This is a genomic window from Pseudomonas sp. (assembly GCF_033723075.1).
Classification (GTDB): Bacteria; Pseudomonadota; Gammaproteobacteria; order Pseudomonadales; family Pseudomonadaceae; genus Aquipseudomonas.
Genome location: NZ_JAWVXU010000007.1, coordinates 188998 through 213282 on the forward strand (window position 1 = coordinate 188998; position 24285 = coordinate 213282).

25 protein-coding genes, 1 tRNA gene and 2 pseudogenes are annotated in these 24285 nt (G+C 61.5%); 9 read left to right on the forward strand and 19 right to left on the reverse strand.

Annotation, left to right across the window (positions count from 1 at the left end):
• Together imuA and R3355_RS10825 are read right to left on the reverse strand one after the other, a co-directional pair.
• A pseudogene (gene imuA, locus R3355_RS10820) lies at window positions 1-619 on the reverse strand (translesion DNA synthesis-associated protein ImuA).
• A gap of 729 nt (window positions 620-1348) precedes the next feature.
• Window positions 1349-2334 (reverse strand): annotated as a pseudogene (locus tag R3355_RS10825) (tyrosine-type recombinase/integrase); the annotation flags it as partial.
• Between the two features lie 115 nt (window positions 2335-2449).
• Here R3355_RS10825 and dusA point away from each other — a divergent pair.
• Window positions 2450-3460 (forward strand): tRNA dihydrouridine(20/20a) synthase DusA, encoded by a 1011-nt coding sequence (dusA, locus tag R3355_RS10830; protein WP_318961193.1) that lies wholly within the window; start codon window positions 2450-2452, stop codon window positions 3458-3460.
• Window positions 3461-3501: 41 nt separating this feature from the next.
• A complete protein-coding gene (tal, locus tag R3355_RS10835; RefSeq protein WP_318946406.1) occupies window positions 3502-4428 on the forward strand; it encodes a transaldolase in 927 nt (308 codons plus the stop codon).
• Between the two features lie 57 nt (window positions 4429-4485).
• Here tal and rssC read toward each other — a convergent pair whose 3' ends face one another.
• Window positions 4486-4971 carry an anti-sigma factor antagonist RssC gene (rssC, locus tag R3355_RS10840; RefSeq protein WP_318946407.1) on the reverse strand — a complete coding sequence of 162 codons (486 nt, stop codon included), beginning with the start codon at window positions 4969-4971 and terminating at the stop codon, window positions 4486-4488.
• An 8-nt stretch (window positions 4972-4979) separates the two neighbouring features.
• Entirely contained in the window at window positions 4980-6164 is a 1185-nt protein-coding gene (rssB, locus tag R3355_RS10845) for a two-component system response regulator RssB (RefSeq protein ID WP_318961194.1), read from the reverse strand.
• A 216-nt stretch (window positions 6165-6380) separates the two neighbouring features.
• Here rssB and R3355_RS10850 point away from each other — a divergent pair, with 216 nt between their 5' ends.
• Complete coding sequence (locus tag R3355_RS10850) at window positions 6381-6680, forward strand: PilZ domain-containing protein (protein ID WP_318961195.1); 300 nt, start codon at window positions 6381-6383, stop codon at window positions 6678-6680.
• Window positions 6681-6755: 75 nt separating this feature from the next.
• On the opposite strand, the gene R3355_RS10855 is transcribed toward R3355_RS10850, so the two are convergent.
• On the reverse strand, window positions 6756-7457 hold the full coding sequence (locus R3355_RS10855; RefSeq protein ID WP_318961196.1) for a VacJ family lipoprotein: 702 nt from the start codon (window positions 7455-7457) through the stop codon (window positions 6756-6758).
• A 296-nt stretch (window positions 7458-7753) separates the two neighbouring features.
• Between R3355_RS10855 and R3355_RS10860 the strand changes: the two genes are divergently transcribed.
• Together R3355_RS10860 and R3355_RS10865 are read left to right on the forward strand one after the other, a co-directional pair.
• Window positions 7754-8476: an HAD family phosphatase gene (locus R3355_RS10860; protein WP_318961197.1), complete on the forward strand. Its 723-nt coding sequence runs from the start codon at window positions 7754-7756 to the stop codon at window positions 8474-8476.
• 402 nt (window positions 8477-8878) lie between these two features.
• Window positions 8879-9145, forward strand: a complete 267-nt coding sequence (locus R3355_RS10865; RefSeq protein ID WP_318961198.1) for a DUF4404 family protein — start codon at window positions 8879-8881, stop codon at window positions 9143-9145.
• Window positions 9146-9211: 66 nt separating this feature from the next.
• Here the strand turns inward: R3355_RS10865 and queF are convergent, their stop codons facing one another.
• From queF to R3355_RS10895, 6 genes are all read right to left on the reverse strand, one after another.
• Window positions 9212-10042 carry an NADPH-dependent 7-cyano-7-deazaguanine reductase QueF gene (gene queF / locus R3355_RS10870; RefSeq protein ID WP_318961200.1) on the reverse strand — a complete coding sequence of 277 codons (831 nt, stop codon included), beginning with the start codon at window positions 10040-10042 and terminating at the stop codon, window positions 9212-9214.
• Between the two features lie 51 nt (window positions 10043-10093).
• Window positions 10094-10792 (reverse strand): orotidine-5'-phosphate decarboxylase, encoded by a 699-nt coding sequence (gene pyrF, locus R3355_RS10875; protein ID WP_318961201.1) that lies wholly within the window; start codon window positions 10790-10792, stop codon window positions 10094-10096.
• Between the two features lie 73 nt (window positions 10793-10865).
• A complete protein-coding gene (locus R3355_RS10880; protein WP_318961202.1) occupies window positions 10866-12077 on the reverse strand; it encodes a winged helix-turn-helix domain-containing protein in 1212 nt (403 codons plus the stop codon).
• Window positions 12078-12090: 13 nt separating this feature from the next.
• Window positions 12091-12561: a DUF3291 domain-containing protein gene (locus R3355_RS10885; protein ID WP_318961203.1), complete on the reverse strand. Its 471-nt coding sequence runs from the start codon at window positions 12559-12561 to the stop codon at window positions 12091-12093.
• Window positions 12562-12577: 16 nt separating this feature from the next.
• The gene (locus R3355_RS10890) at window positions 12578-13516 is read right to left on the reverse strand and encodes a DMT family transporter (RefSeq protein ID WP_318961204.1); all 939 of its coding nucleotides are present in this window, start codon (window positions 13514-13516) and stop codon (window positions 12578-12580) included.
• Between the two features lie 43 nt (window positions 13517-13559).
• On the reverse strand, window positions 13560-13793 hold the full coding sequence (locus R3355_RS10895; protein WP_318961205.1) for a DUF1127 domain-containing protein: 234 nt from the start codon (window positions 13791-13793) through the stop codon (window positions 13560-13562).
• Between the two features lie 96 nt (window positions 13794-13889).
• On the opposite strand from R3355_RS10895, the gene R3355_RS10900 reads away from it, so the two are divergent.
• On the forward strand, window positions 13890-14744 hold the full coding sequence (locus tag R3355_RS10900) for a LysR substrate-binding domain-containing protein (RefSeq protein ID WP_318961206.1): 855 nt from the start codon (window positions 13890-13892) through the stop codon (window positions 14742-14744).
• Here the strand turns inward: R3355_RS10900 and R3355_RS10905 are convergent.
• Window positions 14734-15489 carry a sulfite exporter TauE/SafE family protein gene (locus R3355_RS10905; protein WP_318961207.1) on the reverse strand — a complete coding sequence of 252 codons (756 nt, stop codon included), beginning with the start codon at window positions 15487-15489 and terminating at the stop codon, window positions 14734-14736. The genes R3355_RS10900 and R3355_RS10905 overlap by 11 nt on opposite strands.
• A 104-nt stretch (window positions 15490-15593) precedes the next feature.
• Between R3355_RS10905 and R3355_RS10910 the strand changes: the two genes are divergently transcribed.
• The gene (locus R3355_RS10910; protein WP_318946420.1) at window positions 15594-16550 is read left to right on the forward strand and encodes a LysR family transcriptional regulator; all 957 of its coding nucleotides are present in this window, start codon (window positions 15594-15596) and stop codon (window positions 16548-16550) included.
• Window positions 16551-16931: 381 nt separating this feature from the next.
• Here the strand turns inward: R3355_RS10910 and efp are convergent, their stop codons facing one another.
• Window positions 16932-17504, reverse strand: coding sequence for an elongation factor P (gene efp, locus R3355_RS10915; RefSeq protein ID WP_238043280.1), 573 nt, complete (start codon window positions 17502-17504; stop codon window positions 16932-16934).
• Window positions 17505-17550: 46 nt separating this feature from the next.
• Window positions 17551-18684 carry an elongation factor P maturation arginine rhamnosyltransferase EarP gene (gene earP, locus R3355_RS10920; RefSeq protein WP_318961208.1) on the reverse strand — a complete coding sequence of 378 codons (1134 nt, stop codon included), beginning with the start codon at window positions 18682-18684 and terminating at the stop codon, window positions 17551-17553.
• 177 nt (window positions 18685-18861) lie between these two features.
• Between earP and R3355_RS10925 the strand changes: the two genes are divergently transcribed.
• The gene (locus R3355_RS10925) at window positions 18862-19389 is read left to right on the forward strand and encodes an ATP-dependent zinc protease (protein WP_318961209.1); all 528 of its coding nucleotides are present in this window, start codon (window positions 18862-18864) and stop codon (window positions 19387-19389) included.
• A gap of 118 nt (window positions 19390-19507) precedes the next feature.
• On the opposite strand, the gene R3355_RS10930 is transcribed toward R3355_RS10925, so the two are convergent.
• A tRNA-Ser gene (locus R3355_RS10930) sits at window positions 19508-19597 on the reverse strand.
• A gap of 459 nt (window positions 19598-20056) precedes the next feature.
• On the opposite strand from R3355_RS10930, the gene R3355_RS10935 reads away from it, so the two are divergent.
• Window positions 20057-20746 carry a crotonase/enoyl-CoA hydratase family protein gene (locus tag R3355_RS10935; protein WP_318961210.1) on the forward strand — a complete coding sequence of 230 codons (690 nt, stop codon included), beginning with the start codon at window positions 20057-20059 and terminating at the stop codon, window positions 20744-20746.
• Between the two features lie 634 nt (window positions 20747-21380).
• Here R3355_RS10935 and R3355_RS10940 read toward each other — a convergent pair.
• The 4 genes from R3355_RS10940 to R3355_RS10955 all read right to left on the reverse strand — a co-directional run bounded on the left by R3355_RS10940 (window position 21381) and on the right by R3355_RS10955 (window position 24246).
• Window positions 21381-22370 (reverse strand): OmpA family protein, encoded by a 990-nt coding sequence (locus tag R3355_RS10940; RefSeq protein ID WP_318947380.1) that lies wholly within the window; start codon window positions 22368-22370, stop codon window positions 21381-21383.
• A gap of 103 nt (window positions 22371-22473) precedes the next feature.
• Complete coding sequence (gene sigX / locus R3355_RS10945) at window positions 22474-23064, reverse strand: RNA polymerase sigma factor SigX (RefSeq protein WP_318947379.1); 591 nt, start codon at window positions 23062-23064, stop codon at window positions 22474-22476.
• 92 nt (window positions 23065-23156) lie between these two features.
• Window positions 23157-23981, reverse strand: coding sequence for a mechanosensitive ion channel family protein (locus tag R3355_RS10950; RefSeq protein WP_318947378.1), 825 nt, complete (start codon window positions 23979-23981; stop codon window positions 23157-23159).
• A 1-nt stretch (window position 23982) separates the two neighbouring features.
• Window positions 23983-24246, reverse strand: coding sequence for a CrfX protein (locus R3355_RS10955; RefSeq protein ID WP_318947377.1), 264 nt, complete (start codon window positions 24244-24246; stop codon window positions 23983-23985).
• Window positions 24247-24285: the final 39 nt, after the last annotated feature.

Below are 24285 nucleotides of genomic sequence, written 5' to 3' on the forward strand. Positions count from 1 at the left end.
TCACTGCCCCGCAGCGAGCAGGATGGCGGCAGACGGAGGCAAGCCACCACGGCACTTGAGCACACGCACCTGCGCCGGACGCGCATCGACGGCAATACGCAACGCCGCTGGCGAGGGGTTGACCGCCTCCTGCAACGGACGATAGGCAAAGGCCAGTGTCTGTCCGGTTTCCGCCGCCACCTGCAACCGGCGCAGGGCGCGGTCGTCGGCCCGCTGCGGCCAGCACAATACCGCGCCGCAACTGCCCGAGCGCAAGCATTGTTCGGTCGCCCACAGGGCATCACGACCGCTGGCCTGGATGATCACCAGCCAGCGCAGATCCACCCCGGCGGCCTGCCAGGCCTGTGGGTAGGGCACATGGGGCGGTGCCACCAGCACCACCCGTTCGGCACTGCGGGTCAACCGCGCCAGGGTCGGCCACAACAGCTGTAACTCGCCCCCCCCCTTCGCCGGGTATGAGGATCTCGCTCAACGCCGAATCGGGCCAGCCACCCGTCGGCAACAGCGCATCCAGCGCGGCATGCCCGGTGGGCTGGGCACTCGGCGGCAATGGCGTCGGCTGAGCCTTCCAGATCCGTCGCTGCTGCAACAGATCATCCAGCGCCACGACAGCACCCATCACCCTCGCCTCGCCACTGCCCGGGGAAAACCTGGGGCCAGCGCGGTGCGCCAGGACCGGCCCGGCAACGGATTGCGTCCATGCCGGGCACGGACTGAAGATGCAGGGAGTTGCCAGGGATCGGGCATATCGGCGAACTCAAAATAACTGTATGCACATACAGTACACGCAGACCTTAGAGCCTTCAATGCCGGCGCGAGAGCGGCAGACCAGAGGAGGCCCTTGAATGGCAGCGCTCAAGGCTCAAAGACTGATCCGTACCCCTTTATTGCCACCTAACTGGACAATCAGCCCCTTCCACGGGCCACCCGATCCATCTCGAACAGCAACAACTATTTGCGGGTCTGCTTGCGCTTACCGATGGCCGAGTACTTTTTAAGCACGCAATATGTGCGTCTCGGCGTATCCGCCGTCGGGCTCGTGGGCTGCGCCCCGCGCTTCGTGCCGAATCGCGGCCATCCGGTTTAGATCCCCGACGCCTCCGGCCCTTGAGGGCCTGCGCGCTCCGCTTGCTATCGGTGCCCACTCGAGAGGTGGAATGGCGGTCTTGCTGTTGCCCTTCACCCTATCACGGCGTTCTCGCCGTCAAGGGCTGCGCGCGCAGGGCGCGCTTGCGGCAAACCGGCTGTCGCCCCCTGACTGCTGCGCTACGCCGTGCAGGCCGGGAGCCGGGCAATTTCGCCCGAGAGCCCCAAGTTCTACGGGGGGCAGCGATGATCTTGTCTAACCATGCCCAGAAACACTGGCCACACGAGGAATATCCCAGCCCAGCTCAAACAACCGACTCACGCCATCATGGCGAAGGTCATGGAAATGCAGATCTTTGATCTCAAGGAACTTGCAGGTACGGGTAAAGGAAGCCGAAAGTGAATCCGAGCAATAGGGGGAGATCTCTCGGCACGATCTGGGCATGCTCTGCAGGACTTCCAGGCTTCATCCGGCAGATGACACCAGACGTCGTTGCCGGTTTTCTGCTCAGGATTCTTCCTATCCCTGACGAGAACCGCCTGGCGCTGGTCGTCCAGATCTTCCCAACGAATCCTGGTGCTTTCCTCCCGCCGCCGGGTCGAGAAGATCGCGAAGACGACTACCTTGGGCATGTGGATAGCGCTAGGCCTGCGGCCTTGTAGCGCAAAGAAGCAGGAAAGTAGCTTATCCCGTTCGTCCTTGCTCGGCCGCCGATCACGCTCCCGGCTCCGGCTGACCATACCCAGCTTGCGCAGAACCTTGCGGGCATCGCTACTGGATCGACCTCATAGCCCCAAGCCGGCCCAGCAACTTCCATCACCGCCCCCAAGTGCGTGAGGTCATTGCCTACAGTCTGTAGCTTGCACGCCGCCGCCCTCCTTGCTTGTGCGCCACTGCGCGTACTCGACCATTTCTGGCTCGTCAGCTCGCGATCAAGGACGCCACCCAACCAAGTCTCGCGGATCGCGCTTAAGGTCGCTCGCTTAGTCTTGCCCAGGGGCCGAATCCTTTCGTGCTCCTCAAGATAGCGCTCGATGATCTTCTTGAGCGGCACGGCCTTGCATGACGCGCTATCGAGAGCGCCAGGCTGCGCCAGCTCAGCCTCCCGCCGGGTCATCCAGGCACGGGCCACCTGTTTTCGGTCGAACGATTGGCTTTCTTGGTAGACTATGCCCCCCTTTTTCGTCGCAACCGAATCTGGGCCCTGTACTGACCTGCCCGCTTTTGTTCAAGCGCCTAGCGATCATTCCCGCTCCGTTCACCTCCAGTGCTAAAAGCGGATCATCCAGCACTGATTTTTAGCCCCAGGCTTGCAAGAACAGGCAAAAACGAGCTTTATCGGCCACCAACTGACCCGAACCGATGCCCCTAGAATACGTCACAAAGCCAGCAACCACGCACCCTGCACTGTCCCGCCGCTTCTCCGTGGCGCCGATGATGGATTGGACTGACAGGCACTGCCGATTTTTCCTGCGCCAGCTATCGCGGCATGCACTGCTCTATACCGAGATGGTCACCACCGGAGCGTTGCTGCATGGCGACAGCACACGCTTTCTGCGCCATAGCGCAGCGGAATACCCGCTGGCGCTACAGTTGGGTGGCAGCGTGCCGGCCGAACTGGCGGCCTGCGCCAAGCTGGCTGAAGCGGCGGGCTACGACGAGGTCAACCTGAATGTCGGCTGTCCCAGCGACCGGGTGCAGAACAATATGATCGGCGCCTGCCTGATGGCCCATCCAGCGCTGGTCGCCGACTGCGTCAAGGCCATGCGCGATGCGGTGAGCATTCCAGTGACAGTCAAGCACCGTATTGGCATCGATGGCCGCGACAGCTACGCGGAGCTGTGCGATTTCATCGACCAGGTGCGCGACGCCGGCTGCCAGAGCTTCACCGTGCATGCACGCATCGCCATCCTTTCCGGGCTGTCGCCCAAGGAAAACCGCGAAGTACCGCCGCTGCGCTATGACCTGGCGGCGCAGGTCAAACGCGACTTCCCGACGCTTGAGATCATCCTCAACGGCGGCATCAAGACCTTGGAGGACTGCCAGACCCACCTGCAGACCTTCGATGGCGTGATGCTCGGTCGCGAGGCGTATCACAATCCCTACCTGCTGGCACAGGTCGATCAACAGCTATTCGGCTCGACGGTGCCGGCACTCAGCCGCTTCGAGGCGATGCAATCGATGCGCGACTATATTGCCGAGCACCTGGCCGAGGGCGGCAGCATGCACCACATCACCCGCCACATGCTCGGTCTGGCCCAGGGCTTCAACGGCGCCCGGCGCTTCCGCCAGCTGTTGTCGGTGGATATTCACAAGACCACCGAGCCCCTGGTGCTGTTCGAGCAGGCGGCGCAATTGCTGCAAGGGCGCTGACTCGGGTAAGGTCGTGGCATCAGTAACGACAAGGCAGGATCATGACTTCCAAGCTGGATCAACTCAAACAGTTCACCACCGTGGTTGCCGATACCGGCGACCTCGACGCTATCGCCCGCATGCAACCGGTCGACGCCACCACCAATCCGTCACTGCTGCTTAAAGCCGCCGCCATGCCGCGCTACGCCGAGCTCCTGAACAATGCGGTCAGCGCCAGCCAAGGCGACCTGGGCCTGGCCTGCGATCGTTTCGGCGTGACGGTCGGCCAGGAAATTCTCAAGATCATTCCGGGGCGTATTTCCACCGAAGTCGATGCGCGCCTGTCCTTCGACACCCAGGCCACCCTGCGCCGCGCCGAACGCCTGATCGACCTGTATGACCAGGCTGGCATCGGCCGCGAGCGGGTACTGATCAAGATCGCCTCGACCTGGGAAGGTATCCGCGCCGCCGAGCAACTGGAAAAAGCCGGCATCCAGTGCAACCTCACGCTGCTGTTCTCCTTCGCCCAGGCCCAGGCCTGCGCCGATGCCGGGGCGTTTCTGATCTCGCCCTTCGTGGGCCGGATCTACGACTGGTACAAGAAAGCCGAAGGGCGTGATTTCGTCGGTGCAGAGGATCCGGGCGTGCAGTCGGTGACGCGCATCTACAATTACTACAAGGCCAACGGCTACGCGACCGTGGTGATGGGCGCCAGCTTCCGCAACATTGGCCAGATCGAGCAACTGGCCGGTTGCGACCGCCTGACTATCAGCCCGGAACTGCTGCAGCAACTGGCCGAAGACCAGGCCCCGCTCGAGCGCAAGCTGAGCAGCGGCCAGCCCGCCGAGGCGCGGCAAAGCCTCGAGCAAAGCGAGTTCCGCTGGGCGATGAACGAGGATCCCATGGCCACTGAGAAACTTGCCGAAGGCATTCGTCAATTCGCTCGCGACCAGGAAAAACTGGAAAAACTGCTCGCCGACATCGCCTGAATGCAACGCGGGGCGCCGATTTTCATCGCGCGCCCCGCACTTGTTGAAAACAGTGGTCTATCGGTGATGCTCTAACGCATTGACCAGATCGTGGAAGGCTTCGCGATTGGAGTCGTTCAGATCCATCAAAATGCGGTGAGCTTCCAGCACTTTGGCCCGCACCACTTCTTCCGTTTGATCCTGCGAAGGCAGATCGTCCAGGCACTCCGGACAGGGAATCGGCGTATCGACGATGTTGAATACCTGATCGAAGCCCATCGACTGCAACAGCCGCGTGATGTCGGGATGGGTGGTCACCACGGTTGGCAACAGCCCGATTTTCTGCCGCGAGAGAATCGACAGCTTGGCCAGCAAGCCCAGGGTGGTGCTGTCGATGCTGCGAGTCTCGGTCAGGTCGATGACGATGGCGGAGAAATTCAGCGCGGTAAAAATCTTTTCGATGGTGGAATCCAGTGCCGAACACAGGGTCAGGCGCACCTCACCGACAAACTTCAGTACGAAGGTACCGTCTTGTTCGGCGAACTGGATTCGACCGGGGCTCATCCCAGGATTCATGCAAGGTTCCTGCTTAACACCAGCAAGGCAATATCATCCGGCATATCCGCCAGATTGGCCAGCCCAAACACTTGACGCAAACCATCCAGGGTTCCGCCTGCCGAACTGACCAAACGGGGCAACGCGAGTTCTTTTTCCTGCAGGGTATCGCCTGGCAGCAGATCGAGAATACCGTCAGATAGCAGCGTCAAGCTGAACGATTCCGGCAATTTCAGCACATGGTCGCTGTATTCGGCCTCATCGAACAAGCCAACCGGCAAACCACGCCCGGTCAGGTAATGCGCTTCGCCTTCGCTGTAAAGCACTGGCAGCGGCAGATGACCACCGATACTGTAAGTCAGTTGACCCTGCTGCTCATCGATGACCCCGCCCAGCATGGTCACGTGCTTGCCCAGCTTGCAATTGATCAGGCCACGGTTGATATGGCCGAGGACTTCCGAAGGCTTGAACTCGGGAAAGCTGCCATTGCGCCGCAACTCATAGAGCAAACGGGTGGTCATGAACTTCAGTAGCACGGTGACGAATGCCGAAGAAGCGCCATGCCCGGACACATCCGCGAGGTAAAAGGCGATGCGACGCTCATCGACGCGAAAGTAGTCGACGAAATCCCCGGACAGATAGAGTGACGGAATGATCTGGTGAGCGAATTGCAGGCCATCGGCGTGCCAGGGCGTGACCGGCAGCATGTTCATCTGCACTTGCCGACCGGCATTCTGGTCTTCCTGCAACAGATGCAGGCTGGCTTGCAGCTCGATGTTGGCTGCCTCCAGTTGTTCCCGATAGCGTTGGTTCTCCTGGCGCAGATGCGCGCGATCCAACGCTCGGCGCACCGAATGTTCGAGCACCGCGAGGTCTTCCAAGGGCTTGATCAGATAATCGGCGGCGCCCAGGCGCAAGGCTTCGACCGCGTCGTTCATCACGCCGGCACCCGATACCACGATAACTGGGGTTTCCACCTGCAGCTCGTTGATCCGTCGGATCAGCTCGAGACCATCGACCTGTGGCATACGCAAATCGCAGATCACTACATCCGGCTGTTTGCGCTGGAACACATCGAAGCCTTCCAGGCCATTACAGGCTTGCAGAACGTTGAAGCCGCTGTCTTCCAAGTAGGCCGCGAGACTCGCGCGCACCACTTCGTCGTCATCGATAATCAGCAGCGTGGCACTGGTTTTGTGCATTGGGTATCCAGGCAAACTGCGCCGGGGCAAGGCTAGGCGTAAGCACCAGGCCATCGGCCTGCGCGCGTGTACTCGGTTTGTCTCAAGGCGCTGACGGTACTCCCATACGCACCTCGATTCAAGCATGCGCCAGTCATCGCTACGCGACTTTACACCGCAAATCGGCGAAGGTTATAAGGGCCACAGGAGAACCCTACAACAAAGAGGATAGTGTCCATGAGCCAAAGTAATCACGATTACAGTGAAAAACGCGATTACATCCGCATGCGACTGGAAGCACCAGTCACCCTGCAGCATGCCGGAAAGGAAATTCCCGCACTGTGCCTCGACCTGTCGAGTACCGGCATGCAGCTGGAAGTCGAGTGCACACTGAAGATGGGCGACAAGGTCAAGGTGCATATCGCCTCCGACCATAACCAGCTCAAAGGGCTGATGGTCGAGGCCGAGGTGGTCCGCGTCGGCGACCTGGACAATGGCCGCCAGACTCTGGGCTTGGCGATTCTGTCGATGAGCTGAAACCAGCAGCACTCAATACGTAAAAAGGCGGTTGATATGACCGCCTTTTTGCGTGAACGCTTGAAAGCATAACGACTAGAAGTCGTCCTCGACATCGCCGTCACGCACCTTGAACTCACGGTTCTGCAGGTAGGCGTTGCGGATGAAGATGTACTTGTCACCACTGATCATCCGCTCGGCCGACAGCAGACTGGCGCGGGTATCGATCACGTCCACAGTGCGCGTGACGTTACGGGTCGGCACATGCCCCATATAGCGGTATGGCTGGAGCAGGCTGTCCGGCACTTTGCTGAAGGTGTCGCGCACCGTGCTGGGACCGAGCAACGGCAATACCACATAGGGTCCACTACCCAGCCCCCAAGCGCCGAAGGTCTGGCCGAAATCTTCGTCGCTGCGTCGCAGGCCCATGTGCTTGGCCACATCGAAGAAGCCCAATATGCCAAAGGTGGTGTTGAAGATCACCCGACTGGTGTCCACACCAGCATCATGAAACTTGCCCTGAAACACGTTGTTGGCCAGGTTACCGACATCGCCGATATTGCCGAAAACGTTATGCACACCATCTTCGAGAAACTGCGGAGTTACCGCCTGATATCCCTGCGCCAAAGGCTTGAGCGCATAAGCATCGAGGGTGTCATTGAAGCGGAAGATCGCCCGATTGAAGCCTTCCCACGGGTCATCTTCAGCGGCCTGCGCCCCCAGCGGAAGCAGTGCCAGGCTGGCACAGGCAAACAATCGGCCCAGTCGATCGATCCAGCTCGCACCGAATAGAGGCATCAGGGTCTCTCCTTGAGAAAAAAGTTGTAGGCCGACCCAAGGCAGCCAATGAGGCCGGCAGTATAAAGCCTGACGTAGCCAAATAGGCAGCAGAAGGGTCAGCAAAAGACAGGAAAACCGCTGACTCGATGTTGTTCATGCCCTCGTCGAGCGAGGCAAGGACAATAACCATGGCAGGCGATTGATCAAGGCTCCATATGGATCGAGCACCATTGCCGTATGGCTGTCACAAAATCTTCACTTTATCGTCATCAGTCGCCTGCACACTGGCCATGATTAATTCAAGGATGAGCAGCATGCCAGCCACCCCACCCGCCTTCAGTGCGTTGCTTTTCGGTTTATCCGGTTGCCTGGTGGACTTTGGTGCACGCACGTTGCCCACGACCATGCAGCGTCTGTATCCAAGACACGGCGACGAACAGATCAACGCTGCGCATACTGCCCTGGAGCAACGGCTTGGCCGCACGCCCAGCGCTGGCGAGCGTCAGACCTTCGAGCAGGCGTTGAGCGAAGCAGCCTGCGAGCACGCCGAACTCACTCCGGGCGCCCTGGAGCAGTTGCAACGACTGCATCGGCAGAATGTGCCCTGCGCCTGGCTCGATGAACTGCCACGCGATACCAGCATCGCCCTGGCAGCCCCACTGCCCGACTGGTTCCCCGCCGGCCCGAGCAGAGCCGGCCGCGCCTGGCCTGCGCCGGACGCCTGCTGGCAGGCCCTGATGGACTTGCAGGTCGCGCAACTCGATGGTTGCGTGCTGATCAGCGGCGAACCGCGCCTGCTCCAGGCCGGGCTCAACGCGGGGCTGTGGACCATCGGCCTGGCGGCCTGTGGACCACTCTGCGGCCAGGCGCCGGCAGACTGGCAAGCCCTGGCCGCAGCCGAGCGCGACCGCCTGCGGACCCGGGCGACCTTGACCTTGTATCGCCTCGGCGTGCACGCGGTAATCGATCAATTGAGCGAACTTGGCCCCTGCCTTGTCGACCTCGGTTTACGCCGACAGAAGGGGGAAAAACCCTGAGCACTGGTGAAAACGCTCACCCACTGCGACCGTCTGCAAACGGCCTAGGGCTCGCCCAACAATCTCGAGCAACCCGCGTTCCCCAGGGGGCACTCGCCGAAGGCAGTGCGCCATGGTTGCCCGGTGCGGTACAACGCTGGCGGGTTGTCGCTGCGCTCCGAGCGGATCGCCGCCCGGACCGCCCGAGATTCTGCTCCGCACTGATCTGCCAACCGGTGCTCCGGGCGCCAAGCCACACAAGAATCAAGGCTGACATGGCATCCTACAAAAGCCCCGATCGCGCTTGAAGATTTGATCCCGGGCAAGCAAAGCCGCGCCGCTTGGATTACCCTAGCAAGCATGCAAGGGCCTTCGCGAAGGTGCGCGGCCAATGTTTTGCCTATTCAATAAGGGGAGAGTTTTATGCCTGCAAACCGTCTGCAGCAACAGTTGGAAGAGCTGCGCAATCAGCTGGCTCAGGATCCGCCACTGACTGAAGAAGAACGGGCATCGCTGTATGTCCTGACCCAGGAAATCGAACTCCAACTGGCCCGCCAAGCGGCGGCGGCACCGGATGCCACCCTGATTGATGGTGTCAACCTGGCCGTGGAACGCTTCGAAGCCAGCCATCCGACCCTGGCCGGCACCTTGCGCAACATATTGCAGAGCCTGGCCAACATGGGGATCTGAGAGACAGCGGCAAGCTGCCCTGATGCGCGCAAACTCTTGTTTGACGCTTCCAGCCTGCCGCCCCGCTTACTGGCGTACCAACCGCCGATTGTCCGGCGCTATCGCCGCCGTACTGCGATAGGGATTGATATCCAGGCCGCCGCGGCGCACGTAACGGGCATACACCGTCAGGTACTCTGGTTGGAGCAGGCGTTGCAGGTCGAGAAAGATTCGCTCCACGCACTGCTCGTGGAAATCCGCATGCTGGCGGAAGCTCACCAGATAGGCCAGCAAACTGGCGTGATCCAGCGCCGCACCGCGATACTGCACCACCACGCTGCCCCAATCCGGCTGACCGGTGACCGGGCAGTTGGACTTCAACAGGTGGCTGTGCAGGCTTTCCTCGACTAGCCGCTGTGGCTCGCAACGCAGCAGTTCCGGTTGCGGTCGGGCGTAGTTGCTGATGACCACATCCAGCTCATCGATGCACTGCCCTGGCAGCGTCGCCACACCCTCGGCCGTCACCTCGGCCAAACTGCGCACGCGCACGCCCACCGGCTTACCGGCGGCCGCCGACAAATCCCGCTGCAACACGTCCTGCAACTCGGCGACGTCGGCGAACGCCGTCTGATTGAGCGAATTGAGGTACAGCTTGAAGGATTTCGATTCGATGATATTCGGCGAATCCGCCGGGATGGCGAACTCGCCGATGGCCACCACCGGCTTGCCCGAAGGCAACAACCAGGACAGCTCGAAGCAGTTCCAGAAATCCACCCCCCGATACGGCAGGGTCTCGGCCGTCAGGCCCAGCTCGGCCCACTTGGCGGCGCGCGCAATCGGGAACAGCAGCGACGGCATATAGGTAGCGATGTATTCGCTGGATTTACCCAGTGGCGAATCTTCGGCGGCGGGATGCATGGCAAAAACCTGGTTGAGTCGAATTGAGCATCTGTAATTGTTAGCGGGCTATCAGGTCAGCTCGGCCACGACCGCCGCCAGGGCCTGTGCCGGATCCCTGGCCTGGCTGATCGGCCGGCCGATGACCAGGTAATCGGAACCGACATCCAGCGCCTGGCGCGGAGTCAGGATACGCCGTTGATCGTCCTGGGCGCTGCCCACCGGACGAATGCCGGGAGTGACCAGCTGCAACGCCGGATAGGCGGCCTTGAGCGCCTGGGCTTCCTGGGCGGAACAGACCAGGCCATCCAGCCCGGCTTGCGCGGCCAGCCCCGCCAGACGCAGCACCTGCGCCTGGGGCTCGACATCCAGGCCGATGCCGGCCAGGTCCTCGCGCTCCATGCTGGTCAGCACGGTCACGCCGATCAACAACGGCTTGGCGCCGCTCAGGCCATCCAGAGTCTCGCGGCAGGCCGCCATCATGCGCAGGCCGCCCGAGCAATGCACATTGACCATCCACACGCCCATCTCCGCCGCGGCCTTGACCGCCATCGCCGTGGTGTTGGGGATATCGTGGAATTTCAAGTCGAGAAACACCTCGAAACCCTTGCCAGCCAGGGCGCCGACGATATCCGGGCCGCAACGGGTGAAGAGCTCCTTGCCGACCTTGACCCGGCACAGCTCGGGGTCGAGCCGATCGGCCAACGCCAGAGCGGCAGCACGGGTCGGGAAATCCAGGGCAACGATGATCGGGGTCTGGCAGGCGGACATGGATGGGCTCTCGGCAGGACAAATTCGCCGCGCATTGTAGCGGAAGCCGTAACCGATTGCCGACTCGCCGCCCTCAGTCGAGATAGCCACGCAGACGCACGGCGTTGGCGCTCGCGCAGTTGAGCTTTACCTGAGGCAATCCCAGCCAGCCGGCCAAGGTGCGCAGATTGAGCGCCAGCGCCACCAATCCCTGCTCATCCAGCCCTGGCGTTTCCACATGCACAGCATGCACGGCCAGGCAACCTTGGGCCCGTTCGGCGCGCAGATCCAGCCGCGCCGCCAGACGCTCCTTATGCAGAAACGGCAACACGTAGTAGCCATACACCCGCTTGTGCTGTGGGGTGTAGATCTCCAGGCGATAGCGGAAGTCGAATAGGCGTTCGGTACGCGCCCGTTCCCAGATCAGCGAATCGAAGGGCGAGAGCAAGGCGCTGGCCTCGACCTTGCGCGGAATTGTCGGCGCGCCCCGGCAGTAGGCGGGCTGCGCCCAATCCTGCACCCGCACCTGCTGGAGTTCACCGGCCTCGAGCAGTTCGGCCAGTCGCGCCTGACTGTCGCGGGCCTCCAGGCGGTAGTAATCGCGCATATCCTTTTCCGTGGCCACGCCCAGAGCCTCGGCCGCATGCAACAACAACTGGCGCTGGGCCTCGGCGCTGTCCACCTCGGGTACATTCAGCACGGCCGTTGGCAATACCCGTTCCGGCAAATCGTATAAACGTTCGAATCCGCGGCGCCCGGCGACGGTCACCTCGCCGGCGGCGAACAACCATTCGAGCGCATGCTTTTCCGCACTCCAGCCCCACCAGGCGCTGCTGCCGGCGGTTTTCTGCCCCAGGCTGCCGGCGCCCAATGCACCCTGTTCGCTGACCGATTGCAACACCCGGCGAATCAATGGCTGCTGCTCGCGGCCAAAACGCGCCAGCTGTTTATAAATGCCCTCGCCATTGCGCGCTTGCTGCATGCGCCAACGCAGCAGCGGATAGAACGACAGCGGCAGCAACGAAGCCTCATGGCCCCAGTACTCGAACAAGCCGCGACGACGCCCCTGGCTCCAGGCCGCTTGTTCGAGCAGGGTTCGATCGTAAGCGCCAAGACGGGAGAACAGCGGCAGGTAATGCGAACGCACCAGGGCGTTCACCGAATCGATCTGCAGCACGCCAAGTTTGCCGATCTGTGCCAGCACCTGGCGGTGACCGACCTCGCTCACCAGAGCGCGACCGAAGCCCTGGGCCCGCAGCGCCAGACGCCGGGCTTGGGCGAGGGTCAGGGTCTGCGTCGAAGTCATAGCCCGAAGAAACTCATTCGGTCACCACCGCAACCGGCACATCCGCAGGCGCGAACACCTGGCGAAAGCTGAATGCCTGCGCCGTCGGCCCCTGCTCACGGAGCAATCGCAGACGTTCAGCAGCCTCGTCGACGCTGGGCAGATGACCGGCCGGCACCCACCAGAGCACCATATGCGCCTCGCCCATGCGCGCGAACCACTCGTTACGCCGCTTGAGTATCTCGGCGTGGGCGGATTTGTAGACATAGTCCTTGAGCGCGTCGACATCGCGCCACAACGACAGATTGACCAGCACCTCCTCGCCAAAGGGGCGAATCGCGGTGGCATCGCCCGCCTCGTCCTGCAAGCGCCAGACGAACCCCGGCGAGGCCTCGGCCAGGGCGTTGATGCGTTCCAGGTTGGCGACGAAGTCCGCCATGCCGGGGGACTCCAGCGGCTCCTTCATGCTGGCGATATTCAACTGCGCGAGCTGGTAAGCGGACATGCTCTTCTCCTTGTCTCTATCGTTCGGCGTAGCGCCAGAGGCTGATGCGCCTGCTGACCCAGGCATGGTTGCTGACCAGGACGATACCGAGCAACACCAGTGCCGCGCCAGCGACGAAATTCAGGCTCAGGGGTTCATCGAGGATCAGCACGCCGAAGCTCACACCGAACAGTGGGGTCATAAACGAGAACACCGCCATGTTCGACGCCAGATAACGGCGCAGCAACCAGAACCAGGTGAGGTAGCTGAGAAAGGACACCACCACGCCCTGCAGCAGCACGCTGCCGACGCTGATCGGCGTCCAGCGGATCGGCCCGAGCTGGCCGGTCGCCGCGGCGTAGCCAAGCAGCAGCGCAAATGAAACGCCGAGTTGATAGAACAGCGTCAGCGTCGGCGGCGCTTCGGACAGCCGCGAGCTGCGCACCACCACGGTGGTCGCGCCCCACGCCATGCCGGCCAGCAGGCCGAAGGCATCGCCCAGCAGCACGTAGCGATCCATCGCCTTCCAGTTCATGCCCACGCCGAATGCTACCGCGATACCGGCGAAACACAGGCCGATACCCAGCCACTGCAGCCTGCGCAGGTGTTCGCTCGGTAGCAGCAGGTGCAGGCCCAGCGCGGAGAATATCGGCGCGGTATAGAGAAACACCGCCATGTGCGAGGCCGAGGTGTACTGCAAGCCGAGCGCGATAAAAAAGAACTCCAGGCCGAAGAGCACCCCGGCCAGGGCGCCACCGCGCCAGGTACAGCCCAGCCAACCCTGCCAGCCGCGCTGCCAGAGCATCAGCGCGCCGACCAACAGCGCGGCGATGCCCGAGCGCAGCGCGACCTGCAGTAACGGCGCGATATCCGCTGCCGCCAACTTGATCGCCACCTGCTGGAAACCCCAGATGGCGCACAGCAGCATCATCACCTGGAACAGAAATACATCGGCGCCCTTGCGCGCGACACTCATGCGGACACGCTTCTTGCGACAACCATACATCCTCCTGAATCAACTATTTCGCCAGCGGATCATCCCAGAACGGCCGCTCGATTTCCTGCAGCGCATCCGCCCGGCTCAGGCCGATATCCTTGAGCGCCGCATCGCCGAGCGACGCCAGTTGCCGACGCTGCCTGGCCAGCTCATGCCAGCGCTTGAACTGATGCCACAGCGCCATGGCCAGAGTACCCAGGCTCACCGCTTGGCGTGGCCACACACTTGCTATCGCATAACCTTTTTGACCTTTCATCTCGTCGCCTCCTGTGGGGGTTGGCGACAGTCTCGCGCTGGGCTTATGATCAATCCAACGAATGTTTCTGATGCCCCCCATCTCGGAGATTGATGAATGGCCAGCCACCCGAGTATCGACAGCGAACTGCTGCGCACCTTCGTCGCCATCGCCGACAACGGCGGTTTTACCCGAGCGGCCGAAATGGTCAACCGCACCCAATCGGCGGTCAGCATGCAGATGAAACGCCTGGAAGAGGACGTGATCCGGCGCCCGCTGTTCCAGCGCGACGGCCGCCAACTGAGCCTGACCGCCGAGGGCCAGGTGCTACTCGGCTACGCCCGGCGCATCCTCAAGCTGCATGGCGAGGTGATGAACACCATGCGCGAGCCGCACATGGTCGGCTCGGTGCGCATCGGCACCCCGGATGACTACGTGATGCGCTTCATGCCGGGCATTCTCTCGCGCTTCGCCCAGGCCTACCCGCTGGTGCAGGTGGAACTGCACTGCGAGCCGTCGTACAACCTGCTGCAGCGCCAGGACCTCGACCTGACCATCGTCACCCGCGAGCCGGGTACCGAAATCGGTCAGCTGTTGCGCCAGGAACGCATCGTCTGGGCCGAGGCCCAGGGTTTCTGCCCCCACGAGCAGGAACCGTTGCCGCTGGCGATGTTCAATGCCCAGTGCTTCTGCCGCACTTGGGCCTGCAATGCGCTGGACGCCATGGAGCGGCAATACCGCCTCGCCTACACCAGCCCCAGCCTCTCGGCGATCATGGCGGTGGTCAGCGCCGGCCTGGCGATCACCGCGCAATTGCAAAGCCTGATCACCCCCGACCTGCGCATCATCGGCGAAGCCGAAGGCCTGCCAGCCATGCCCTCGGCCAGCATCGTGCTGCTGCGCAATGCGCGCACCCAGTCACCGGTGACCGAAACCCTGGCCGAGCACATCGCCGAAGGCTTCAGGCTCTAAGGCCGAGCAGCAGCGCACAGAGCAGCAGGAAGCCGGCGAACAGCGCGCGCAACAGCCGCTCGGGCAAGGCGTGGGCAAGCCACACGCCCCAACTGATGCTGAGCAACCCGCCCAGCGCCAGGGGCAGCGCCAACGTCCAGTCGACATGATCGTGCAGCGCATAGGTCACCAGGGTCACCCCGGTACTCGGTGCCGCCAGGGCCAACGCCAGGCCCTGGGCCATCACCTGGGTGGTGCCGAACACGCCGGTCAACACCGGTACGGCCAGCACCGCCCCACCGACCCCGAACAAGCCGCCGAGCAAACCGGCAGCGCTGCCCAGCGCCGCCAACCAGGCCCAGGACTGGCGCAGTTCGCTGCTGCCTGCCGCCGGCCGCCAATACACGCGCGACAGGTTGTAGAGCGCCAGCGCCAGGAGAAAACCGACGAAGGCCAGGCGCATGCGTTCGGCATCCACCGTCACCGCCCAACCGGCCCCCAGCAAGGCCCACAAGAAGCCGCTCAGCGCCAGGGTCAGCGCATGACGCAGATCGATGCGGTTGCGCTGGTGATAGCGCCACAGCGCCAGCAGCACATTCGGCACCACCATCACCAGGGCCGTACCCTGGGCCAACTGCTGGTCGAGTCCAAAGAGCACGCCCAGAGCCGGGATAGCGATCAGGCCGCCGCCGATGCCGAACAGGCCGCCCAGGGTGCCGAGCAGCACGCCGAGGATCAGGTTCAGGGCAAAGTCGATCGGGTTCATCAAGGGCTCCGGTGGCGTCCTGCGCATGCTAGCCAGCCAGCGCTGGCCCGGAAACGCACAGCAGCGCACAATCGCTGTGCCGATAACGCACAAGCGAGCCGCACATGAACCCTGATGCCCTCACCGACCAGCTCAGCCTGTTTCTCGACGTGCTGGAAACCTGCAGCTTCTCCGCCGCCGCCCGGCGCCACCCGCTCACCCCTTCTGCCGTGGCGCGGCGCATCGATGCCCTGGAGCGCTCGCTCGGCAGCAGCCTGTTCAGTCGCAGCACTCACGCGGTACGCGCCACTCCGGCCGGGCTGGCCTTCGCCGAACGCGCCAGGCGCATCCTCGCGGAGCTGCACCTGGCCCGTGCCGAGGCCGTGTCGCTGAGCAGCGCACCCGAAGGCCTGATCCGCATCGACGCGCCCGCGCCCTTCGGCAGACGCCACCTGGCACCGGCGATTGCCGAATTTCTCGTCGCCTATCCGGGGCTAGACGTGCAACTGCGCCTGATCGACAGCTTCATCGACCTGCACGGCGCCCACCTCGGCGAGGTCGATCTGGTGTTGCGCATCGGCCCACTGGCCGACACCCGCCTGGTCGCCACCGCCCTGGCGCCGCTGGTGCGGGTAGTCTGCGCCAGCCCGGATTACCTGGCACGCCGCGGCGTACCGCGCTCACCCGACGAACTGGCCGAGCACGATGGCCTCGACTGGGACAGCCTGGCGCCGCCCTACGCCTGGCGCTTCGAGGTCGACGGCAAGCTGCAGATCTGCCGACCGAAACGCCTGCGCCTGACCGCCAACAACGCCGAAACCCTGCTGTTCGGCGCCCTCGCCGGCCTGGGCATCGCCCACCTGCCGACCTGGCTGATCAGCGATTACCTGCTGCGCGGCGAACTGCTGCCGCTGTTCTGCGAAGCCGGCCTGCCGGCACCGGAACCCAGCGGTATCTACGCCCTGCGCCTGGAACGCGAAACCGGCTCACGCAGCCGCCTGCTGCTGGAATTCCTCAAGGCCCGCTTCGGCCCGCTACCGCCCTGGGACCTGGCCCTGCAAAGCGGTCTGAAGCGCAACTGAGCAGCGGCCAGCCAGGCTGTGCGGACCGACCCGCCGCACCACATACGAAGCGGCGATGCATATGACTATTGATGGGTATCGCTACGCTCAAACCTACGCAGCCCGCCACATCCTGCAAAAGCTCGATCACCCTGCGCCGCCCCATCATCTTGAATAATCCGCGACCCGTAGGGTGGCACTCGCCGCAGGCAGTGCACCATGGTTGCACGGCGCGGAGCGGCGCAAAGCTGGCGGGTTGTCGCTGCGCTCCGATCGGAACGCCGCCCGGACCGCCCTACGGACCGAACGAAACGTCGTCCTGATCGCCGCCCGGCAATTCCCAGGCAGAAAAAAACCCGACACCAGGGTCGGGTTTTTTCTGCTCGCGGGTAAAGCCAGTATTTAAACCGGTGCTTTAGCGCGGGACTTGTATTCGCCAGTGCGGGTGTCGATTTCGATCCAGTCGTCGATGTTGCAGAAATCGGCAACCTTGACTTCAGTACCGTTGCTCAGCTTGGCGGTCTTCATCACCTTGCCGGAAGTGTCGCCACGGGCGGAACCTTCGGTGTAGGTGATCTGGCGAACGATGGTGGTCGGCAGATCGACCGAAACCACTTTGCCTTCGAAGAACACGGCTTCGCAGATGTCGGTCATGCCGTCGACGATGTACGGCAGAACGCTTTCCAGGTCGTCCTTGTTCAGCTCGTACTGATTGAACTCATCGTCCATGAAGACGTAGTTCGGCTCGCTGTAATAGGAGTAGGTCACAGCGACGCGATCGAGAATGACCGGCTCGAGCTTGTCGTCGGCCTTGTACACGGTCTCGGTCGAAGAACCAGTCAGCAGGTTACGCAACTTCATTTTGACGATTGCGCTGTTACGACCGGACTTGGTGAATTCGGCTTTCTGGATAAGCCAAGGCTGGCCGTCAATCAGGGCCACACTGTTGGGCTTCATTTCTTGTGCGGTTTTCATACTAATATCCGGATTTGGATGGAGATACGGAAATCTAGGCCGCGTATCATAGCCAATTTAGGTAAAACTCTACCAGTGCCTCGGCAAGATCGGCCTGAGAAGCCTGTTGCAGACACCAGCGCTCGGCATGTGCGGCCAGTTCCGGCCACACCTGCAGCACGGTTTGCCAGCTCGCACCCATGGCGTCACCGGCATTCCATGCCCGCCACAGTCCCTCCAGTGCCGCACGCGCGGCAGGTGACAAGCCCTGGGTATAAAGCGCCAGAAACGCCTCGAGCTTGTCCCAGTGGGCGTCTTCCTCTTGCCCATAGATATGCCAGAGCAACGGCCGCCCGGCCCACTGTGCACGAACGAACGAGTCCTCACCGCGCACCGCATTGAAGTCGCAACTCCAGAGCAGGCGGTCGTACTGATCCTGTTCGACGAAGGGCAATACCTGGACGTGCAACTGACCGCGCTGCTGGCGATCACCGGCAACCAGCGCCGCGCAGCCGAACCAGGCTTGCAGATCGGCGAGAATGCGCCCTTCCGGCACCAGCAACTGGGTCACCCGGGTGTCCGTCGCCAGGGCCTCCAGCCAACTGGCCAGGGCGCGGTTCTCGTAGGCGAACAACGACACTAGCCGCGCCCCCGCAATCGGCGCCATCCCCAGTCCCTGGAGAAAAGCCGCACGCGCCAGCGGATCGGCCTGAAACGCCCTGCGCCGCGCCAGTAGCTCGCGCTCGCGCAGCAAGCCACCGCTGCCTGCGGTAAAGCCTGGGAAAAAGAAGAATTTCTGCAGGCCATTCGACTGCAAGGACGGCAGACCATGGCAGCCCTCGACCCAATCCTCCGCGCTGAGGTACTCCAGATTGAGCCACAGCACCTTCTGTGGCCGCGCCGCCATTGCCGCGACATAAGCCGCTGGCAACTCGCAGGCAAAAGCCTCGATCACCACATCCGCTGGCGCCACAGGCTGCCAAGTCAGCGGCCACTGGCGCACATCCACGCCCTGCCGGGATTGCTGCGCCGCGTGCCTGTCGGCTTGGGGACACAGGCGAGCGAACGCGCCGAGGTCATCCAGCCACAGGCGCACCGCCACACCATGCTCGGCCGCCAACTGCCGCGCCAGGCGCCAGGTCACACCGATATCACCGTAGTTATCGACCACGCTACAGAAAATGTCCCAAGTGACGCGCATAGGTACTCCGCTCAGTAATGGCAGACCTTAATTCGCAGGAGGGTTCTGGGCAAACGCTAGCAACGAAAAAGCCGAGACGGCGCCGCGCGGAATCCACCCTGCAGCAGCGGCGGAATGAACGTATTGCTGGCTGACGACTCTATTTAACTCTTAGCAAGCTAATAAAAGAGGTCGCCTATGTTCAATACAAAACCACGCGCCGATCGACTGTCCAAGTGCCTGCTGCAGTCGGCGATACTGCTTTCGCTCTGCACCGCACCTGCTTTCGCCGCAACTCAGCAAGTGCTCGGCTGGGTTGAGGAAGGATTGATCCTGCCTGAGAATCTGGCGGTGAAGTTCAAGCTTGATACGGGCGCACTGACCTCCTCGATGCATGCCGAAGATATCGAACGCTTCGAGAAAGATGGCGAAGACTGGGTACGATTCGACATTGAGCTGGAAGACATCGACACCAACAAGCAAGTGAACGCCCAATTCGAGCGCAAGATAGAACGCGGCATCAAGGTGCGCGGCGCTGGCGGGGCCGAGAGGCGCCCGGTCGTATTGATGAAGGTGTGCCTGGGCAACCAGGTGTATGAAGAGCAGTTCTCACTGAATGATCGAGACCGGATGAACTATCCGGTGCTTGTCGGCCGGCGCACCCTGGAGAAGGTTGGCCTGGTGGACTCCAACAAAACCTTTACCGCAGAACCTGATTGCGCGTAGCCCGCATCCAGTGCCTGATTCCCCTGCTGCGAGCCCCACCCGCCGTCGCTTGCCACACCCGCCCCCCCTGAAAGCAAAAAACCCCTGAAAGATTGCTCTCTCAGGGGTTTTGCGAAAGTGGCGGTGAAGGTGGGATTCGAACCCACGATACGATTTCTCGTATACACACTTTCCAGGCGTGCTCCTTCAACCGCTCGGACACTTCACCGGATCTCGACTGACAGCAAGTGTCTGTCGAGGCGCGCTAATCTAGCCGAAGAGCTCACCAAAGGCAAAAGTTTTTTTCAGAAGATTCATGCGCTTATGCCGAATGCCCGTATCCGCTCGGCAAGGCTTGGGCGTTGCCGCGAAACGCTGACGGGCGAATAGCAGGAAGCCGAGGGAAAATAAACAGGCGGAGCAGGAATACGGCGTGCACCCTTCGGGTTTTGACTGCGCGCGCTGCACGCCAGCAAATGAGCCACTTGTCGTTTCGCATACTCGCAGCCTCCTCTCTCACGTCCGCCGCCACACTGAGACGCGCACGCCCATGCCGCCAATTGCCTGCGCCGGTCAGGCCGATGGACTGCAAGCGCCCGCCACAGCTGACTCACCAGTCAGCCACGGCGCTTTACCTGGACGGTGCGGGTGGGTAACGTCTGTGGCACTTCAGCCCAAGGAACCCGCAATGAGCGACCTGATCAGCTACCAATTCGAAGCCGGTATTGCCACCCTGACCCTGTGCAACGGCAAGGTAAACGCCATTTCGCCAGACGTGATCGCAGCCTTCAATGTCGCACTGGATCGTGCCGAGCAGGACAAGGCCATCGTCATCGTCACCGGCCAACCGGGCATTCTGTCCGGCGGCTACGACCTCAAGGTGATGACCTCCGGACCGCAGAACGCGATCGCCCTGGTTGCCGCAGGTTCGACCCTGGCTCGGCGCATGCTCGCCCACCCCTTCCCGATCATCGTCGCCTGCCCGGGTCATGCCGTAGCCAAGGGTGCCTTTATCCTGCTCTCGGCCGATTACCGCATCGGCGTTGAAGGCGCGTTCAGCATCGGCCTGAACGAAGTGCAGATCGGCATGACCATGCACAACGTCGGCATCGAACTGGCGCGCGATCGCCTGGGCAAATCGGCGCTCCACCGCGCGGTGATCAATGGCGAGATGTTCGACCCGCAAGGCGCGATGGATGCCGGCTTCCTCGACAAGGTGGTTCCGGCCGAGCAACTGCTGGCCACCGCCCAGGCGGTCGCCCGGCAGATGCAGAAGATCAACATGACCGCGCACAAGAACACCAAGCTGAAAGTGCGCAAGAGCCTGCTGGAAACCCTCGACCAGGCCATCGAGCGGGACAAACAGCACCCGCTCTAACGGTCACGACCGCCCTTGAGCTCGGCCTTGCGTCGGGCTTTTTTCTTCTTGCACCAGCCAGTCGCTGGAAAAACCGCAAAAGAGTCCTGCTGCCATGGCGGCCGGGGCGCGCGCCCATCGCTGCCCGCCAGTGGCGCGCACGACGCACCCTCCCGCGAACCGGGCACGTGCCTGACCATATATATTGGCCACCGACTGCCCTGTGACCACCCCTGCCTTGCACGAACATCCGACAGTCGGGGGCGTATCGCCTCGAGATTGCGTCGGCACCGGACTCGAGGCAGCGGGAGTAGCAAATGCACTGGAAGTGGCTGCAAAGTTACGGCCTGCGCAGGTCACCCGGACCATCGGAAGACCGCCCCCCAATGCGCGACTGAACGCTAGCGAATCCCAATTCGGCGCAAATCCAGGCACGCATAGGCCCCGACCACCCGCAGCAAATGATCATCAGCCACCAGCGCATCCAGCGAAGCCGAAAAAACTGCCTTGGCCAAAAGCCTCACCCTGGATCTAGTGCGTAAACAAAAAAAAATGCCCGCATCTCTCGATACGGGCATTTTCTAAATCTGCTACTCGGACTGTCAGGCTTGCACCCTGTCTGTGAAGTCAGATTTTCCTTGCAGCCTGAGCCCTGTTACTGGACTTCAGCTTCTACTTGAGCTTCAACACGGCGGTTGATGGCACGGCCCGAGTCAGTTGCGTTGTCGGCAACCGGCTGAGTTTCGCCATAACCAGCAGCATTTACGCGCTGACCTTCAACACCGTACTGGTTGACCAGAACCTCACGAACAGCGCTTGCACGCTTCTCGGACAGCTGCTGGTTGTAGGTATCAGTACCGACGGAGTCCGTGTGACCTTCAACAGTGGTGCTGGTCTGCGGGTACTGCTTCATGAAGTCAGCCAGGTTCTTGATATCGCCATAGCTTTCTTCTTTGACTTGAGCCTTGTCGAAGTCGAACTTCACGTCCAGCTCAACACGTACAACCTGGGCTGGCTCTTCAGCAACCGGAGCCGGCTCTGGCATCGGCTCTGGAGCGGCTTCTGCGACCTGGACTGGCTGAGTGCTACCGCCGAAGTTCAAACCGACACCAACGCCTGCCTGCCACTCGGTGTTCTCGGTGTCCAGGCTGTGCAGGACATCAACACCGGCCTTGGCGAAGAACATTTCAGTGAAGTAGTACTTGGCACCAGCACCGACCATGGCGAAGGTAGTCTTGTCATCACCACGAGTGAAGGTGTTGTCCAGATCCTGATGGCCGAAACCAGCGGAAACGTATGGACGCAGGCTTTGCGCAGCAGGAGTGCCGAAGTGGTACAGCGCTTCAACGGTGCTCAGGTGACCGTCAATTTGCTCGCGACCATGGGTGGAACCCGGCAGGGTGTCCTGGGAGCGAATGCTGCGGTACACGCCATGCGACAGGTTCAAGGAAACGTCATCGGTCAGGAAGTAACCGATGCTGCCACCGAACAGATTGCCGTCGGTGACGTCGCGATTGCTCTCCATAAAGGCACGCTTGCCAAAAACTTCCGCCTCAACTGCGCCTTGGCCTTGAGCCAGAACACTGAAAGAAGAAGACGCCAGCACAGAACTAATGACAACGCCTAAAGTGTTTTTAAATTTCATCCGTAAATCCCCATCTTGGTGGCCAGTAAGTTGTCTGACAAACAAGACAACCAAAGAACGATTCTAACAGAACCGCTCCAGTGGTTAGAGGCTATATACAAATTTAAGTTTCAAGATTGCCCGAAAATTTTTCTCGCAAGCGATCGAGCGCGCGCTTATAGCGCATTTTGGTGGCGCTCAGCCCCATGTGCATGATGTCGGCTATCTCCTGAAACTCCAGCTCTGCGACAAAACGTAGCACCAGAATTTCTCGATCAATGGGATTGACATGCACCAGCCAACGATCTAGACCGGCACGGTCTTCGACTTTAGGCATCTTTTCTTCAGACGCCTCCTCCAAGGGATCCAAACTTAATGCATCCATCAGGCGACGCTTGCGCCGTTCTTTACGGTACTGGGTAATACACTCGTTATAGGTGATGCTGTACAGCCAGGTTTTAAACTTGGATTTACCTTCGAAGTTCTTCAAGCCATAAAGAACCTTGAGCATAACTTCTTGACACACATCATCGGCATCGCGCTCGCTACCCAAATAGCGCGCACAGACATTAAACAATGTGCGCTGGTAACGACGCATCAGCTCTTCGTAGGCACGCGTGACGTGAAAAAGCTCACCATGCGCGCGCGCGACGAGCTCCTCATCCGAGAGTTCGCGGGGGTCATAACGCAAGGACATCGGTTGGGCTTTATTCAAAACGAGTCAGGCCGACAGTCGGGACGGAGGCTACCAACGCCTGATGCATCACAGACGTTGGGTTGGCGGCATACATTAGCAGGATTGGCGTGTTAGCGGCTGCTCACCCGCTGCTCGAGCAGGGTGCGATTAGCCACCGAGATCAACTCGCCAGCATCGGTTAGCAAGATAGTCTTGACCGTGCCTATTTCCTCGATCTGTCCTTCGACCTCACCGACCTGGACTTGTTGCCCGACCTGGTACAACTCGCGCACATAAATCCCGGCGAGAATCTGCCCGGCGATTTCCCGACTGCCCAACCCCAGCGCCAGCGCTGCAGCCAGGCCCACCGAAATCAGCACGATGGCAATGACGTTGTTCAGCAGGTCGGTCTTGATTTCCAGCTGACCGATAGCCACCGAGATGCTGATGATGATCACCAGACCTTGGGCAATACGCCCCAGGCCATGGGCGTAGTCGAGACCAACCCCCTCCGCCGCCCCGCGCACCAGCCCGCTGACCAACTGCGCCAGCAGCACGCCGGCCAGCAGAACCAGAGCGGCACCGAAGACCTTGGGCAGATACAGCGCAAGCACGTCGAGAGTTGCGGATACCCGCTCCAGGCCAAGTGACTCAGCCGCCGACACCAGAAAAATCAGCAGTACGAACCAATAGACGATCTTGCCGATCAAGGTCGAAACCGGTACTTGGATACCGCCACGGCCGAGCAGTTTGGTCAGCCCGGTGCCCGCCATCAGGCGATCCAGGCCGATCTTGCCGAGCAATTTGGAGAGCAAGGTGTCGAGCAGCTTGGCCACAACGAAACCGAGCAGCACCAGGATCAATGCCACGAACAGGTTCGGAATGAAGCCGGCCACCTTGGTCCAGAGCGCAGTCATCGCAGCTATCAGGCTTTGAGTCCAGGGATCGAGTTCCATTTCAGTCAGCCTTATCAGTAGAACTAGAGGAGTGAGTAGATCCTGCGCAGGCGCCGCGACGGGTGACCGGTGCAACATGGGCCGAGCCGCTATTCAGGGCGATCATCAACGCACCGAGCCAATGGCCCATGAGCGCGAACAGGTCGCCCGCGCCGACCTGGCGGTTGGCAGTCTTCAATACGCGGTGCAGACAAGCGTCGTCGTCGTGATCGGACGCGCCGGACTTGAGCATATCGCGCAGGGATTCTTCAAATGGATCGTGCATAACGCACCTCACAGGACGTCTCGGCTAGACGAGACCAAC